The organism is Nocardiopsis eucommiae (assembly GCF_965344335.1).
Taxonomy (GTDB): Bacteria; Actinomycetota; Actinomycetes; order Streptosporangiales; family Streptosporangiaceae; genus Nocardiopsis; species Nocardiopsis eucommiae.
The window spans coordinates 45,769-61,037 of sequence record NZ_CBDRIY010000008.1 but is presented as its reverse complement, the minus strand read 5'-3'; the positions used below and the strand labels follow the sequence as shown (position 1 = coordinate 61,037).

Annotated in this window: 15 protein-coding genes; 7 read left to right on the top strand and 8 right to left on the bottom strand. The window is 71.3% G+C overall.

Annotated elements, in window-relative coordinates; all coding sequences use genetic code 11:
* Positions 1-215 precede the first annotated feature (215 nt).
* A complete protein-coding gene (locus tag ACRWK8_RS06825) occupies positions 216-1,535 on the top strand; it encodes a L,D-transpeptidase (protein ID WP_378742585.1) in 1,320 nt (439 codons plus the stop codon).
* Between the two features lie 42 nt (positions 1,536-1,577).
* On the opposite strand, the gene ACRWK8_RS06820 is transcribed toward ACRWK8_RS06825, so the two are convergent.
* From ACRWK8_RS06820 to ACRWK8_RS06800, 5 genes are all read right to left on the bottom strand, one after another.
* Positions 1,578-2,726, bottom strand: a complete 1,149-nt coding sequence (locus ACRWK8_RS06820) for a glycosyltransferase family 4 protein (protein WP_431869016.1) — start codon at positions 2,724-2,726, stop codon at positions 1,578-1,580.
* A 95-nt stretch (positions 2,727-2,821) separates the two neighbouring features.
* Positions 2,822-3,865 carry a C40 family peptidase gene (locus ACRWK8_RS06815; protein ID WP_431869014.1) on the bottom strand — a complete coding sequence of 348 codons (1,044 nt, stop codon included), beginning with the start codon at positions 3,863-3,865 and terminating at the stop codon, positions 2,822-2,824.
* Between the two features lie 349 nt (positions 3,866-4,214).
* Complete coding sequence (locus tag ACRWK8_RS06810; protein ID WP_378742579.1) at positions 4,215-5,210, bottom strand: C40 family peptidase; 996 nt, start codon at positions 5,208-5,210, stop codon at positions 4,215-4,217.
* Positions 5,211-5,571: 361 nt separating this feature from the next.
* On the bottom strand, positions 5,572-6,984 hold the full coding sequence (locus ACRWK8_RS06805) for an NYN domain-containing protein (protein ID WP_378742577.1): 1,413 nt from the start codon (positions 6,982-6,984) through the stop codon (positions 5,572-5,574).
* A complete protein-coding gene (locus ACRWK8_RS06800; RefSeq protein ID WP_378742575.1) occupies positions 6,981-7,262 on the bottom strand; it encodes a hypothetical protein in 282 nt (93 codons plus the stop codon). The genes ACRWK8_RS06805 and ACRWK8_RS06800 overlap by 4 nt, the downstream gene beginning before the upstream one ends.
* 129 nt (positions 7,263-7,391) lie before the next feature.
* On the opposite strand from ACRWK8_RS06800, the gene ACRWK8_RS06795 reads away from it, so the two are divergent.
* The 3 genes from ACRWK8_RS06795 (at position 7,392) to ACRWK8_RS06785 (ending at position 10,308) form a co-directional block, all read left to right on the top strand.
* Positions 7,392-9,170 (top strand): DEDD exonuclease domain-containing protein, encoded by a 1,779-nt coding sequence (locus ACRWK8_RS06795; RefSeq protein WP_431869011.1) that lies wholly within the window; start codon positions 7,392-7,394, stop codon positions 9,168-9,170.
* On the top strand, positions 9,148-9,912 hold the full coding sequence (locus ACRWK8_RS06790; RefSeq protein WP_378742571.1) for a rhomboid family intramembrane serine protease: 765 nt from the start codon (positions 9,148-9,150) through the stop codon (positions 9,910-9,912). Before ACRWK8_RS06795 ends, ACRWK8_RS06790 begins: the two co-directional genes overlap by 23 nt.
* A 120-nt stretch (positions 9,913-10,032) precedes the next feature.
* A complete protein-coding gene (locus ACRWK8_RS06785; protein ID WP_431869008.1) occupies positions 10,033-10,308 on the top strand; it encodes an Lrp/AsnC family transcriptional regulator in 276 nt (91 codons plus the stop codon).
* 51 nt (positions 10,309-10,359) lie between these two features.
* Here ACRWK8_RS06785 and trpD read toward each other — a convergent pair whose 3' ends face one another.
* The 3 genes from trpD to ACRWK8_RS06770 are packed head-to-tail and all read right to left on the bottom strand — an operon-like array spanning position 10,360 to position 12,097.
* Entirely contained in the window at positions 10,360-11,448 is a 1,089-nt protein-coding gene (trpD, locus tag ACRWK8_RS06780) for an anthranilate phosphoribosyltransferase (RefSeq protein WP_431869006.1), read from the bottom strand.
* Between the two features lie 60 nt (positions 11,449-11,508).
* Positions 11,509-11,640 (bottom strand): hypothetical protein, encoded by a 132-nt coding sequence (locus ACRWK8_RS06775; RefSeq protein WP_378742565.1) that lies wholly within the window; start codon positions 11,638-11,640, stop codon positions 11,509-11,511.
* A gap of 19 nt (positions 11,641-11,659) precedes the next feature.
* Positions 11,660-12,097, bottom strand: coding sequence for a hypothetical protein (locus ACRWK8_RS06770; protein WP_378742563.1), 438 nt, complete (start codon positions 12,095-12,097; stop codon positions 11,660-11,662).
* A gap of 484 nt (positions 12,098-12,581) precedes the next feature.
* On the opposite strand from ACRWK8_RS06770, the gene ctaE reads away from it, so the two are divergent.
* From ctaE to qcrA, 3 genes are read left to right on the top strand one after another with little or no spacing between them, the layout of a single operon-like run.
* Entirely contained in the window at positions 12,582-13,208 is a 627-nt protein-coding gene (gene ctaE / locus ACRWK8_RS06765; protein WP_431869003.1) for an aa3-type cytochrome oxidase subunit III, read from the top strand.
* 17 nt (positions 13,209-13,225) lie between these two features.
* Entirely contained in the window at positions 13,226-14,146 is a 921-nt protein-coding gene (gene qcrC / locus ACRWK8_RS06760; protein WP_431869001.1) for a cytochrome bc1 complex diheme cytochrome c subunit, read from the top strand.
* Positions 14,139-15,269: a cytochrome bc1 complex Rieske iron-sulfur subunit gene (qcrA, locus tag ACRWK8_RS06755; RefSeq protein ID WP_378742558.1), complete on the top strand. Its 1,131-nt coding sequence runs from the start codon at positions 14,139-14,141 to the stop codon at positions 15,267-15,269. The genes qcrC and qcrA overlap by 8 nt, the downstream gene beginning before the upstream one ends.

Here is a 15,269-nt window from a genome sequence, read left to right as displayed (position 1 = left end):
GACCGCTACGCGGGGTAGGATGTGAGTGTCACCGCCCCGGTGGCCGGACCGGTCGTCCCCGACGACCTCCGGGCACCGGGGTACTCTTTTTCGGTGGCCCCCACGTGACGACTGCCCATGCAGGTCACGCCGCATCCAGGCCTCGCAGGCGGCACGCTGGTGCGCACGCTCCGCACCCACGCCCGGGCCCCGTACGGACGCTGGAGGTCCTTGGCGTGAAGCGACGAACCGCCCCATCCCGAACGGCCGCGGCCGTGGCAGCCCTCGTGCTCCTCGCGTCGGCGTGCACCTCGGAGGACGGGGACGACCCCGGGGGCGCCGCGGCCCCCGAGGAGGTCGAACGAGGGCCGGAGGTGGAGATCACCCCCGCTCCGGGCGCCACCGGGGTCCCGCCGAACACCCCGGTCCGGGTCGAGGCCGTGGACGGCACCCTCACCGACGTCCGGGTCGAGCAGAGCACCGAGGACGGGGTCAGCGCCGGGGACGTCGCCGAGGAGGGTGGCCAGGGCCAGGAGCCCGAGGACCCCTTCCCGGTGACGGGCACCCTCAACGAGACCGGCGACGCCTGGGTCAGCGACTGGAACCTGCGCCCCGGGGCCTCCGTCCGCGTGGTGGTGACCGCCGCCGACGAGGAGGGCGAGGAGTCCGAGGTGGTCTCGGAGTTCACCACCCTGGAGTCGGAGCCCGGTCACCGCCTGGAACTCGCCTCCAACTTCCCGAGCAGCGGGGACGTGGTCGGGGTCGGCATGCCCGTCATCGTCAACTTCGACCTGCCCGTCACCCACAAGGCCCAGGTGGAGAACTCCATCCAGGTGACGGCCGAGGAGGAGACCGAGGGCGCCTGGAACTGGGTCACCGACGAGATGGCGGTCTTCCGGCCCAAGGAGTACTGGGACCCTTACCAGGAGGTCACCGTGGACCTCAGGCTCGCGGGGGTGGAGTCCTCCGAGGGCGTCTACGGAGTGGAGAACCACCGCATCGAGTTCGAGGTGGGCCGTGAGCTGGTCTCCACGATGCACGTCCCCGACCACGAGATGAGCGTGTCGATCGACGGCGAGACCGTCCGCACCATCCCGGTCAGCAACGGCTCCGCCGACGAGCGCTTCAACACCACCACCTCCGGCGCCCACCTGACCATGGAGAAGTACCAGGAACTGGTCATGGACTCCGCCACGGTGGGCATCCCGGAGGGTTCGCCCGGCTACTACCGACTCGACGTGGACTGGGCGGTCCGCACCTCCAACAGCGGGGAGTTCACCCACGCGGCTCCCTGGAACGCCGGGAACCTGGGCAGCGCCAACACCTCCAACGGCTGCACGAACATGTCGGTGGAGGACGCCCGCTGGTTCCACAACCAGGCGCTCATGGGTGACCCCCTGCTGACCACCGGTACCGACCGCGAGCTGGAGTGGGACAACGGATGGGGCTTCTACCAGCGCTCCTGGGAGGAGTGGCTCTCCCACAGCGTCACCGGCGAGCCCCAGCGCACGGACGGCTCCGACACCCCCGGGTCCGTCCACGGTGAGGGCCTCTAGGGACGGCCAGGGGTGGCGTCGCCTCGGCGCGGAGCGACCGGGTCAGCCCCGGACCGGCTCAGCGCCGCTGAGAAGGCCGTCCAGGCGTTCGAGGGTGCGGTCCCAGGACCACTCGGCCGCCACCCACTCCCGGCCGCGTGCGCCCATCTGGGCGGCGCGGTCGGGGTCCCTCAGGAGGCGGATGAGGGCCCGGGCCGTCGGACCGGGCATCGTCCCGTCGACCACGTGCCCGGTCTCGTCCTCCAGGACAGCGTCGGGAGCGCCGCCGGAGGCACCGGCGACCACCGGCAGCCCGGTGGCGGACGCCTCCAGGTAGACCATCCCGAGGCCCTCCACGTCCAGACCGCCCCGCCGGGTGCGGCAGGGCATGGCGAAGACGTCACCGGCGTCGTAGTGGGCGGGGAGCCGGTCGGCCGGGACGGGGCCGGTGAAGCGCACCGAGTCCGTGCCCGCGGCGGCCGAGCGCAACCGGGGTGCGAGGGGACCGTCCCCGACGAACAGCAGGACCGCGTCGGGCACGTCCGCCAGCACACGGGGCCACGCCCGCAGCAGGGTGTCCTGCCCCTTGCGCGGCACCATCCGGGACACGCACACGACCACGGGACGTGAACCCAGGCCCAGTTCCCGCCGGACCTCCTCGCCGCCGGAGCCGGGACGGAAGCGCTCGGTGTCGACCCCGGGGGCGAGGCGTCGCATCCGGGCGGCGGCGGAGGGGGAGAGGGAACGGGACAGCCGCCTCCGGGTGTACTCGCCCAGGTAGGTGACGGTGTCGACGCTGTCTCCGATCCGCCGCAGCGCCGCACTCGCCCCGGGGACCACCGTCCAGCCGGTCTCGTGTCCGTGGGTGAGCGCCACCTGGCGCCGGACCCGGGAGCGCAGCCCGGCGGCGATCAGTCCCAGGGGGGCGGCGGCCCCGTAGAGCACGGAGTCGCACTCCTCCATCTCCGCGATGACCCGGGCCCGCCGGGCCACTCCCGGGGTGGGGAGCAGGACCGGCGCCGCGTCGCGCACGATGGGGAACGGCTGGTGGAGATCGAAGTACGGGTCCGCGCGCAGGTCCTCGGCGGCGGGGGAGGAGCAGTAGACCAGCACCGACCCCGGGGGACGGCGCCGGGCCAGCTCGTGCACGAAGGACTCGATCCCGCCCGAGCGCGGTGGGAAGTCGTTGGTGATGATCAGGGTTCGCGACACCTGAGCGAGTCTAGGTGCCCGGACACGGGAAAGGCCCCTGGGAAACGGTGGTTTCCCAGGGACCCCGTGATCCATGCCCCGGTCGCGGGCGAGCCCTAGGGACGGACCGCCGCGACGAAGTTGGACCGGTAGTAGTCGCTCAGCTGGACCGTGCCGATGGGGCGGGCGGACGTGGAGGCGTGGACCATCACGCCGTCACCCGCGTACAGACCCACGTGGCTCGGGTTGGGGCCGTAGAAGAAGATCAGGTCACCGGGTTGCATGTTCTCCCAGGAGACCCGCTGACCGGCGTTGATCTGGTCGTAGGTGGTGCGCGGCAGGTTCACGCCAGCCTGGGCCCAGGCGGCCTGGGTCAGGCCGGAGCAGTCGTAGCCGTTGGGCCCGGTCCCGCCCCAGACGTAGGGCTTGCCGACCTGCTGGTAGGCGAAGTCCAGCACGGTCTGGGCGTTACCGGTGGCCGGGCCGGTGTAGCTGGCGCCGCCGCCACCTCCGCCGCCGCTGCCGCCGCCTCCACCGCCGCCGGTCTCGGTACTGACGTTCTCGGTGGCGGCGGCCTGCTCCTCGGCGGTCAGCTCGGAGAGGATCTCCTCCTGCTCGCTGATCGCCTCCTCGGCCGCCTCCGTGGCCTCCTCGGCCTCCTCGAGGGCGTCGGCCGCGGCCTCCTCGGTGGACTCGGCCTCGCCGCGCAGGCCCTCCAGGTGTTCGAGCTCCTCCAGGTACTGGGCGAGGCTCTCCTGGTGCTGCTCGGACAGGTAGGTGAGGTCGGCCTGGTGCTCCAGGGCCTCCTCGGGGCCGGTGGCGCCGATCAGCTGGGCGGGAGAGGTCAGGTCCACGCCCGTGTAGGTGGTGTTGGCCAGGGCGCGGACGCCGCCGCTGAGGGAGTCGACCTTCTTCTCGGCGGTCTCGATGTCGGAGAGGATGCCGTCGAGCTTCTCCTCGGCCGCCTCGTGCGTCTCCTTGGCCTCGTTGTAGGTCGCGTTGAGCTCGATGAACTCCTCTTCGAGGCGTTCGATCTCCTCCTGGACCTCCTCGGAGGTGGGCTCGGCGTGGGCCACGGCCGCGGGGAGGAGGAAGGCGCCGACGGCCAGGGAGGCGATGACCGCGGTACGGCGTTGGCGTTCGCCACGGGATGCAGACACTGAAACACCTTTCTCCCCTTGTCCCAGGCGATACGGGGAACAAGGGACTGCACCGGGTGGGGAACCTCGGGCCAGAGAGGGTGGCCGAAACGGTGTGGGGGTGTGCCCGACCCGGGCGCGGCTGTCACCACCGGGGGGTGGTGAATGAGGAGCAACCGCGCTCGGCGTCGAACACTAGTGCATGGCTCGGGGGCTCTCAACTGTTTCGTGACATTCCGCTGGAAGACGAGGAGTGTCCGAAATCAGGGTTCCTGACCCTAAAGGGGGATCAGGGGGGCGAGCGCGACGCGCCGCACGCGTGAGGCCGCCGTCCCGGCGGGGACGGCGGCCTCACGGGGTCACGCGTGGATCAGGGCCGGACGGCGAACTGGAACTGACCGCCCCAGTAGGCGGCCAGACCGACGACCTCCAGGTTGCGGCCGCTGCTCGGGGCGTGGACCATCTGCCCGTTCCCGGCGTACAGGCCGTTGTGGCCCAGGTCGCCGAAGAAGAACAGGATGTCGCCCGGCTGCACGGCGCTCATGTCGTAGATACGGGTGCCCACGTCGGCCTGCCCGTAGGTGGTGCGGGGCAGGTCGACACCGGCCGCGCGCCAGGACGCCTGGACCAGGCCGGAGCAGTCGTACCCGTTGGGGCCGGTGCCGCCCCACACGTAGGGGAGACCCACCTTGGAGTAGGCGAAGTCCAGGGCCGTCGAGGCGTTCCCGCTGCCCCCGTGGCTCTGACCGCCGCTGTCGTCACCGCCCTCGGCCGAGGCGTCGGAGTCGGGGAACTGGGCCAGGATCTCCTGCTGCTCCTCGATCTTCTCCTCGACCTCGTCCTTGGCCTCCTCGGCCTCGTCCTTGGCCTTCTCGGCCTCCTCGAGGGCCTTCTCGGCCTCGTCCTTGAGCGCGAACAGGCGCTCGGCGGACTCCCCGAAGTCGTCCAGCTGGGTCTGCTGGGTGTCCGAGAGGTAGTTGAGGTCCGCGTTCTGCTCCAGCAGGGCCTCGGGGCCGTCGGAGGTCAGGACGTTGGCGGTGGAGTTGAGGTCGCCGCCCTGGTAGGTGGCGCTGGCGAACTGCTGGACCTTCTCCCGTAGCCCGTCGTAGCGCTCCTGCTCGTCACCGACCTGGCCGTCGAGCTCGTCGTAGGCGGCCTTGGCCGCGTCGTAGTCCTCTTCGGCCTGGTTGAAGTTCTCGACCGCTGTGGAGGCTTCCTGGTTCAGCTCCTCGATGCGGTCCTCGACCTCCTCCTGGGTCGGCTCCGCGTGAGCGACTCCGGGGGCGAGGAAGGTACCGGCGGCGACCACGCCGAGACCGGTCGTAGCGATTCGGCGAGCCGTACGCCGACCACCGGGGTTCTTCATGGCGGTCCACGCTCCTTGAGGTTGGGAAGTCCGCATGGGGTGCTGGGTGACGGAAGATCAGGGGTCCCGTGTGTGGGCACGGGCCTCACGGGAGTGTGCGGGTCCCGGCCGGTGTGGGGAGGCGCAAGGGTGGCCTACTGCCCGACGGGGCACTCACGTTCCTGCAAGAACCTAGCGGAAGGGCCTGCGCGCCTCAACCACGGCACCGTGACGATCACGCCGGGGGAGCGGGTCGCCCGGGCCCGGAGGTTGTGGACAGGCCAGGTCGGAGGGGGAGGATCGCGGGCCCGGCGCGCCCACGCGTGGTGAGGCTCTCAGCCGGAACGGGGGCGGCGGAGGCGGCGCACCGGGCCCGGGCCGCTCAGGAGTGGGCCTCCAGGTGGCGCAGGAAGACCACGGAGGGCACGGCACGTGCGCCCGCCCGCCTGACCGCGGTGACGATCTCCTTGTCGGAGGTGACCACCGCGATCGGCCGACCGGGTGGTTCGGCCCGCACCAGCCGTACGATCAGCGCGTCGGCGGTCTCCCCGGGCGCGCTGAAGAGCACGCGCACCCGGCGGCTGGTCGTCACCGGCGGCGCCTCCACGTCGGCTCCGTCGAAGACGCAGGTGATCTCCGCCTTGGTCCTGCTCGCCAGCCCCTCCAGGGAGGTGAGCAGACGCGTGCGCTGGTCGGCCAGCGGCAGGGTCCCGTACCCGGTCTTGGTGACGTTGTAGCCGTCCAGCAGGAGGTGCACCCGAGGGACCGTCAGCAGGTGCTCGAGCAGACCGGGGGCGTCGTCGGGCAGTCCGCCCAGCGACACCCGGCGGTGCTCCTCCTGGGCCTCCGCCACCAGGTCGGCCGGGCTGTCCAGGGACGTGGGCAGCGCCAGTTCACGGCGCAGACCGTGGGAGGCGTCCACCAGCACGTCCAACAGCACCCTCAGACGGGCCTCGTCGGCGTTGCGGCCGGTGCGCACCGCGCGGCGGGCGTTCTCCACCTGGGCCTCGGCGTCCGCGAGCCGCGACCGCAGCCTGCGGTTCTCCACCTCCAGAGCGCTGACCTGGCTCTCGTTCTCGTGGCGCCGGTCGGCGGTCTCCGTCACCGCCCGCTCGGCCTCGGCCACCGCCTTCCGGGCACGCTGGCGCTCGTTGTGCACCTTGCGGCGCAGCTCCGCGATCTCGGTGCGCTGCGCACCGATCTGCCCGCGCAGCCGCTCCAGCTCCGCCTGGTGCCCCTGCTGGGTCTCCTCCAGACGTCGACGGACGTCGTCGAGGGCCTCGGCGGCCTCGTCCACCTCCCGAGCGCTGGTCTGGCGCTCCAGCTCCTCGTGGACGCCCTCGACGATCTCCGGCCACCCCTTCGGGCGCAGCAGGTAGGCGCTGGCCGCCACCGCCACCGGGTCGGCGGCGGGCGGAACCACCCCGGCGCGCATCCCCTCGGCCAGCTCGGGCCAGACCTGCTCGACCCGCGCGGCGACCAGGCCCCGGAACGCGTGGTCGTTCTCCAGCTGGGCGGCGATCTGCGGCCCGGCGAGCCGCGCCCGGCGGCGGGGCTCGAACCTCGCGACCCGGCGCAGCACCGGGGGGAGGTCGGAGGCCCGCATGCCGCCGAGCACGTCGGACCCGTACTCGACGACCCGGGCGCGCACCGGTTCGGGCAGGGGACGGCGCAGCCGTTCCCCGCCCTCCTCCGAAGGCACCGAGGCCTCCCCTTCCTCGCGGCCCGGGGCGTCGGGGGCGCGGTCACGGCCCTGGTCACCGGTGCCGCCGCCCGTGTCCGGGCGGGCGCTCATGCCCGACCCGTCGGGCTCTCCGCCGATGCGTCGGAGACCGACGAGTCGGCGTCGGGGCGGGGGACGATCTCCACGCTGTCGGTGGCGCCGCACCAGCGGCACTTCACCCGCTCGACCGTCTCGGAGAGCACCGTGCGCTCCTCGACCGCGCCGACGCCGGACAGCTCCTGATGCACGAAGTCCTGGGAGCGGACGGTCCGGGTCACGTCGAACCGCGTGAGGTTCCCGCACGCGGTGCATCGCCAACGCTCACTGTCACCCGGCATCGCGATCCCCACGGTTCCTCCTTGCGTCGTGCTTCACGGGACGGCGGCCTCTGCCGTCCCACGGCCCACATCTTTCCATGTCGGGCGGGTCTGACCGTAGCCCGGAGGAGTTTGGTCGTGGGCCCCGACTACCCTGACCGCGTGGTTCGACAGTCAGCGGCGCCCGAGGGCGTCCAAACCAGCATCGGCGACCTGGGCACGCCGCTGGCCGGGGTGTCCTTCGTCGTGGTCGACCTGGAGACCACCGGGACCAGCGCCTCCCGGTCCCGGATCACCGAGATCGGCGCGGTCCGCGTCCGCGACGGGCGGGTGACGGACGAGTTCACCACGCTGGTGGACCCGGGCGTGCTCATCCCCGCCAACATCACCCTGTTGACCGGCATCACCCAGTCGATGGTGGCCACCGCTCCGCCCCTCACCCGGGTGCTGCCGGACCTGCTGGCCTTCCTGGCCGCCGAACCCGACACGGTGCTGGTCGCGCACAACGCCGCCTTCGACACCGGCTTCCTCAAGGCCGCCTGCGAGCGCGAGGGCGTCGAGTGGCCCGGCTACCCGGTCGTGGACACCCTGCGCCTGGCCCGGGCCGTCCTGGTCCGGCCGGAGGTCCACAACCACCGCCTGGGCACCCTGGCCGCCTACTTCGGCGCCCCCACCACGCCCAACCACCGGGCCCTGGACGACGCCCGCGCGACCGTCGACGTGCTCAACGGCCTCCTGGCCCGGCTCGCGCCCCTGGGAGTGACCAGCCTGGAGGAGCTGCGCGCGGTCAACAAGCCACCGAGCCGTGCCCAGCGGGCCCGTCGCCACCTCGCCGAGGACCTGCCCGAACGCCCCGGCGTCTACGTCTTCACCGACGCCCGGGGCGCGAGCCTCTACGTCGGCAAGAGCAACAACCTGCGCCGCCGGGTCGCCACCTACTTCACCGCCGCCGAGTCCCGCAGGCGTATCCGGGAGATGGCCGGGCTCGTCGAGGGCGTGACCCCCATCGTGTGCACCACGGAACTGGAGGCGTCCGTCCGCGAGCTGCGCATCATCGCGGAGCGCAAACCGCCCTTCAACCGCAGGTCCCGCAACCCCGAGCGCGCCTCCTGGGTCACGCTCACCCCCGGCGCCCTGCCGCGTCTGTCCGTGGTGCGGGTGATCAAGGACGACGGTGCTCCCTACCTCGGCCCCTACCCCTCGCCCCGCGCGGCGGAGGAGGCCCGGGAGGCGATCCTGCACGCGCTCCCGCTGCGCCAGTGCACCCACACGTTCACCGTCGAGGAGGTACGCGGCGGCGGGCGGAGCGCCGGGAGCGCGCCGCTCAGGGTGGTCCCCAACGGTGTGAAGCCGTGCGTCCTCGCCCAGCTGGGACGCTGCGGCGCCCCCTGCGACGGGACGGAGTCGCTGACCGACTACACCGTGCACGCCGACGCGGCCCGCACCGCGATGACCGGAGACCCGGCGGTGGTCGTGGACGCGATCACCGGCCGCATCGGTGAACTCTCCGCCGAACTCCGCTACGAGGAGGCGGCGGCCCTGCGCGACCGCCTCTCCGCCTTCCTGCGCGGAGCCCGCCGCGCCCAGCGCCTCGCCGCGATCGCCGCCGTCCCGCACCTGGTCGCCACGGGGCCGGGCCCCACCGGGTGGGAGACCGTGGTGGTCCGGCACGGCCGACTGGCCGCCAGCGCCGTCCTGAGCCCCGGAACCGACCCCGCCGCCTTCCTGAGCTCCCTCACCGCCACCGCGGAGCGCGTCCCGGCCGGGTTCGGTCCCGTCCCCAACGCCACCGCGGGGGAGACCGAGCTGGTCCTGGACTGGCTCGAACGCCCCGGGACCCGCCTGGTCGAGATGGAAGGTGAGTGGACATGCCCGTTGCGGAGCGCCGAAGCGCACACCGGGATGACACACTGGGCGCATGGCCGCGCTTCCGCTCAATGACGACTACCCCGTCCGACGCGCACCCGTCGTCGCCTTCGGGCTGATCGCGGTCAACGTCCTCGTCTACCTCGTCTCGCCCCAGTCGGCCACGGCCGTCTGGTACCCGGCGGACGCGGTCGGACGCTACTGCGCGATCGACGACTACTTCATGCGCTGGGGCGCCATCCCCGACGAGCTGCTGGGCCGGGTCGACCTGGCCGGACCGCTGAGCCCCACGTGCGAGGGGATCGCGGGCAAGTCCGTCTGGTTCTCCGTGTTCAGCTCGATGTTCCTGCACGCGGGCGCGATGCACCTGCTCGGGAACATGGTGTACCTGTTCGTGTTCGGGCCGGTCGTCGAGGACCGCATCGGCAAGCTCCGCTTCCTCGCCCTCTACCTGGGCACCGGGATCGTGGCCGCCCTCGGCTTCGCCCTGGTCGACTCCGACGGCACCGTCCCCATGGTCGGCGCCTCCGGGGCGATCTCGGGCGTCCTCGGCGCCTACCTGGTGGTGCAGTTCCGCAGCCGGGTCACGACACTGGTGTTCGGCGTCATCCCGATGCGTCTGCCCGGGTGGGCCGTGGTGGGAAGCTACTTCGCACTTCAGTATCTTCTCTACGTCACATCCTCGACCGCCCCCGGCGCCGGCTCCAACGTGGCCTACGCGGCACACGTCTACGGATTCATCGCGGGGGTGATCGCGGGACTGGTGGTCCACCGGTTGCGCTGGCGCTCGGGGACACGACTCTCCGACGCCTACTAGGGAGTGTCCTCGTGGACGCCGTGGCCGGTGGCGGCGGAGCCGTCACCGGAGCGGTCCAGGGAACACGACCCCGGCGCCCGGCCCGGACCGCGTCCCGCACCGAACCGCCCAGGAGGCACAGTGATCACCGCGATCGTCATGATCAAGGCCGACGTCCACCGCATCCCCGAGGTCGCCGAGGCGATCGCCGCGATCGACGGGGTCAGCGAGGTCTACTCCGTCACCGGCGGGGTGGACCTCATCGCCATGGTCCGGGTGCGCCGCCACGAGGACCTCGCCGACGTGATCCCCGGCCACGTCAACAAGGTCCCCGGCGTGCTCTCCTCCGACACCCACATCTCGTTCCAGACCTACTCCAAGCACGACCTGGAGTCGGCCTTCGCCATCGGCTGGTAGCCGGGGGCAGCGGGCCGGTCGCCCTCCCGGGGACCGGCCCAGGCAGGGCCCCTACAGGGTCTTGGCCAGCCCCTGGCTGGTCTCCACCCAGGAGGCCAGGCGGCGCTCGGCCGCACCGCTGTCCACCGCCTCAGCGGCCCGGGCGTACCCCGCGCGCACCGCGTCGGTGAGGGCCCCGCCCACCCCGTCCACGGCTGCCAGCGCGGCACCGGCGTTCAGCAGCACGGCGTCGCGCACCGGACCCGGCCGTCCCGCGACCAGGTCCCGCACCGCCTGCGCGTTGAACTCCACGTCCCCGCCGCGCAGGGCGTCCGGAGCGGACCGCGCCACACCCAGGTCGGCCGGGTCCAGGCGCTCACGCCGCGCGTGACCGCCCTCCACCACCCAGACCGTGGACGTGGTGGCCGTGGTCAGCTCGTCCAGGCCGTCGTCGCCCCGGAACACCAGAGCGGAGGAGCCCCGGCGGGCGAACACGCCGGCGATGACCTCGCACATGCGCTCGTCGAACACACCGATCGCCGAGGCGGTCGGCTGCGCGGGGTTGGTCAGCGGGCCCAGGAAGTTGAACACGGTCGGCACCGCCAGCTCGCGGCGCGGCTTGGCCGCGTACCGCAGCGAGGGGTGGAACAACGGGGCGAAGCAGAAGGTCACGCCCGCCTCCTGAGCCACCCTCACGGTCAGCTCCGGTGGCAGGTCCAGGACCACGCCGAGCCGTTCCAGCACGTCGGCGGTACCGCACGAGGAGGAGGCCGCCCGGTTGCCGTGCTTGACCACGCGCGCGCCCGCGGCGGAGGCGACGATCGCCGCCATCGTGGACACGTTCACCGTGTGGGCCCGGTCGCCGCCGGTCCCGACGATGTCCAGGGTCGGGCCCTCGACACTGATCCGGACCGCGTTGTCGAGCATGCCCTGGGCCAGGCCGGTCACCTCGGACACGCTCTCGCCCTTGGCGCGCAGGGCCACGGCGAAGCCCGCGATCTGCGCGTCGGTGGCCGAGCCCGCCATGATCTCGTTCATCGCCCACGCGGTGTCGGCTGCGCTGAGGGTGACCCCGCCCAGCAGGGCGGTGATCAGGTGGGACCAGGTCCGCTCCTCGACGGCGGAGGCGGACTGGGGTTCGGGTGTGACGGGGACGTTCATGTACGTGGACTCCTGGGAGGACGGGCGGGGGAGCCGGGGCGGGCGCGCGGGCCCGCCCCCTCAACGGCTCCGGGTGACGGGGAGGGGCGTGGTGTGGCCACGCCATCGCCCGATGTCGGCGCCGTGGTTGAGGGCTCCGCCCACCACGATGCGACGGCGCAGGTCCCTGTCGCCGTTCGTCCTGTCGGTCATCTCGTCACACCCCACGGGTTCAGCCGCTGAGCGCCGCGACGCGCTGGCGCATGAGCTCGGCCAGCGACTCGGCCAGCGCGACCGGGTCGATCGGGTGGCTCACCACCTGGTCGGCCTGCGACCAGGTCGCCAGCCAGCCGTCGTCGCGCCGCCCCACCAGCAGGAGCACCGGCGGGCAGCGGTAGATCTCGTCCTTCACCTGGCGGCACAGGCCCATCCCGCCGGTGGGCGCCGCCTCGCCGTCGAAGACGGCCACGTCGACGCGCTCGGCCGGGTCCGTGGACTCCAGCTTGCGCAGGACGCCGGGCGCGGTCGCGCACTCGACGAACTCGACCTTGGGGACGTCGGCGGCGGGGCGGCGGCCGATGGCCGTCCGCACCTGCTCGCGGGTGTCCGCCTTGTCGCTGTAGACCAGCACGCGCATCCTGGCACCCGTGTCCGTACCGCTGACCACCATCGCGCAACCGTCCCATCGCGTCTGACCGCGGCCGCCGCCGTGGGGGGTGCGACCGTGGCGTTCGTTGGCTCTCTGCCTATGACTGTATTGCCTCGGGGCCGCCGGACCCCTGGGGGGAGTCGGCGGACCGGTGAAGGGGTTGAGACCTTCGACACCACAGGATGCCAGGGACACGAGGGCCCGCGCTAACCCGCCCCGGGCGCGGCGTTGTCCAACGGTGATCGTTTCGATACCTTGGCGTTGGCTGGGGGCGGTTCAAGCGCCTTTGAGCCGGGTACGGATCGCCTCAACAGCGCCGGATCGCGCTCTTGAGCCCTGGCGAGCGCGGCTGGGGCCGACCCTGGGTGGGCGGGCGGCCACAGTAACGCCGGAGTCACGGTGGGAGCGCCGTCCCGGGCGCCGAGACCGGTCGATACCGGGACCGATCCGCCTCCTTACGGGGGGTCGAGTACGGACCTTCGCGAGAAGCCGTAATAATGCTCCCGTGGCGACAGCAACCGCGAACCCAAAATCAGCAACCGCATCAGCTCATGGTGTGGCAAAGCGTCCTGACCTGGTGAGTGTTGGCACCATCGTTTGGCTTGCCAACGAACTCATGTTCTTCGCCGCGCTGTTCGCGATGTACTTCACCATCCGATCGGTGACCAACGGGAACCCCGAGCTCGGCGAGTGGGCGGACGTCCACCTCAACGTGCCCTGGGCCTCGACGATCACCATCGTCCTGGTGGCCTCCAGCTTCACCGCGCAGTTCGGCGTCTGGGCCGCGGAGCGCGGCGACGTCAAGAAGCTGCGCATGTGGTTCTTCATCACGTTCTTCATGGGCCTGTTCTTCATCCTTGGACAGGCGTATGAGTACTACGAGCTCATCTTCCACGAGGGCCTGACTCTCCAGTCGAGCGCCTACGGGTCGATGTTCTACCTGACCACGGGCTTCCACGGACTCCACGTCATCGGTGGTTTGATCGCGTTCCTCATCATGCTGGGACGCACGTACGCCGCGAAGCGCTTCACTCACCAGCAGGCGACCAGTGCGATCGTCGTGTCCTACTACTGGCACTTCGTCGACGTCGTCTGGGTCGCTTTGTTCGTAACCATCTACTTCATCCAGTAACCCGAAACGGGGAAACCGTGAAATGGATTACCGCGCGGCGACGGCATCCCCTGGCGGGGTATGTCGTCGTCATCCTCGCGCTAGCCCTGTTCGGGGTGGGGTACGCCGCACTGGCCCCCACCTCGGACCAGGCGCAGGCGCAGACCCTTGCCGCTGAGGCGCCGTCCGCCGACGACGTGGACATCGCCCAGGGCAAGACCATCTTCGACCAGACCTGTGCCTCGTGCCACGGCCTGGACGGTTCGGGTTCCGCTCTGAACGGACCCGACCTCCGCGAGGTCGGCCCCGCGGCCCTGGACTTCCAGGTCAGCACCGGTCGTATGCCGTCGATGGACCCGGACAGCCAGATGCCGCGCAAGCCGATGGCCATGTCCGAGCAGGACCTGGCGGACCTGATCGCGTACTACAACGCGCAGATCAGGACCAACGGTGCCGGAGCCGAGGTGCCCACCGAGGTTCCCGACGCCGGTCCGCAGCGTGCCGACTTCGACGACGAGGCGGCCTACGAAGAGGCCGTCTCCGCGTACGAGGACGAGTACGACGCCTACATCGAGGGCGCCAGCAACACCGACATGGGCATGAAGCTCTACCTGACCAACTGTGCGCACTGCCACAGCTGGTCCGGTGGCGGCGGCGCTCTCACCGACGGCCGTTGGGCCCCCGAGATCCATGACTCCTCTCCGCGCGAGATCTACGAGGCCATGGTGAGCGGGCCCGGCGCCATGCCGATGTTCAGCGACGGCGCGATCACCCCCGAGGAGAAGCAGGAGCTCATCTCCTACGTCAAGACGCTCCAGGCGGAACCCAACGCCGGCGGCATCTTCGACCTGGACCGAGTCGGCCAGGTGGCTGAGGGCTTCATCGGGTGGACCGTCGGTCTCTCCCTGATCATCGCCTGCGCGATCTGGATCACCGCGAAGCAGCGTGCCCATGACTGAGAACAACAACGACAACAACACGGGGGACGACGCCAAGGAGCGCGTCGTCGGCACCCCGACGGACACCACCGACGTGGTGACCGAGACCTCCGCGAAGGCTGAGAGCGAGCACAACGGGCCGTACCTGGCCTCGGAGACTCACCAGCACTCGGAGGAGAAGCAGCGCCGTGGCGAGAAGCTCGCCTCGGTGTGGTTCATCATCGCCTTCCTCGGCGGTGTGGGGTTCATCGTCTCGTACTTCCTGTTCCCGCCCACGGCGGCGGGACCCGCGATCGCCGACCCGCAGATCGGCCAGTACTCGAACGTGCTGCTTGGTGGAACGCTCACCATCGCCATGTTCGGTATCGGCGCCGGTATGACGGTCTGGGCGCGCAACGTGATGCCGCACTACGAGGTGGCGTCGCCGTACGAGGAGCTTCCGTCCAGCTCGGAGGAGAAGGGGTCGTTCAGCGACTTCTTCATGAAGAGCGCGGACGAGAGCGGCTTCACCAAACGGCCGCTCATGCGTCGTACGCTCATCGCGGCCATGCTGCCGCTGGGCATCGCGCCGATCGTCCTGCTGCGCGACACCGGCCCTCTGCCGGGCGAGCAGATGAAGGTCACCCCGTGGGTCGACGGCATGCACATGTACGTCGAGGGCACCCACCGCAAGATCAGGGCCGAGGACCTGGAGAACGACCCGTACGGGATGATCTCCGCCCTCCCCGCCCTGGACGACGAGCGGTACCCGCACGGGATCAGCCTCACCGACCAGGCCAAGTCCGTCATCCTGCTCATCAAGATGCCGGAGGACGACTGGAAGGGCGGGATGAACGACGCCGTCCGCGAGGGCAGCGACGAGACCCGCCTCAACTGGACCCACGACGGCATCGTGGCGTACTCGAAGATCTGCACGCACGTGGGTTGCCCCGCCGCGCTCTACGAGCGCACCACGCACCGCATCCTGTGCCCGTGCCACCAGTCGACGTTCGACGCCTCGGACGGCGCCAAGGTGGTCTTCGGTCCCGCGCACCGTCCCCTGCCCCAGCTGCCGATCGGCGTCGACGATGAGGGCTACCTCATCGCCAAGGGCGACTTCAACGAGCCGACCGGGCCGACGTTCTGGGAATACAGGAAGGACTAG

What these genes read in the sequence shown, in the direction of transcription:
- ACRWK8_RS06810 (WP_378742579.1), bottom strand. Translation starts at nt 5,210, where the DNA reads ATGAAGAACCCCGGTGGTCGGCGTACGGCTCGCCGAATCGCTACGACC.
- ACRWK8_RS06805 (WP_378742577.1), bottom strand. Translation starts at nt 6,984, where the DNA reads ATGAGCGCCCGCCCGGACACGGGCGGCGGCACCGGTGACCAGGGCCGT.
- ACRWK8_RS06790 (WP_378742571.1), top strand. Translation starts at nt 9,148, where the DNA reads ATGGCCGCGCTTCCGCTCAATGACGACTACCCCGTCCGACGCGCACCC.
- trpD (WP_431869006.1), bottom strand. Translation starts at nt 11,448, where the DNA reads ATGAACGTCCCCGTCACACCCGAACCCCAGTCCGCCTCCGCCGTCGAG.
- ACRWK8_RS06775 (WP_378742565.1), bottom strand. Translation starts at nt 11,640, where the DNA reads ATGACCGACAGGACGAACGGCGACAGGGACCTGCGCCGTCGCATCGTG.
- ACRWK8_RS06770 (WP_378742563.1), bottom strand. Translation starts at nt 12,097, where the DNA reads ATGGTGGTCAGCGGTACGGACACGGGTGCCAGGATGCGCGTGCTGGTC.
- qcrA (WP_378742558.1), top strand. Translation starts at nt 14,139, where the DNA reads ATGACTGAGAACAACAACGACAACAACACGGGGGACGACGCCAAGGAG.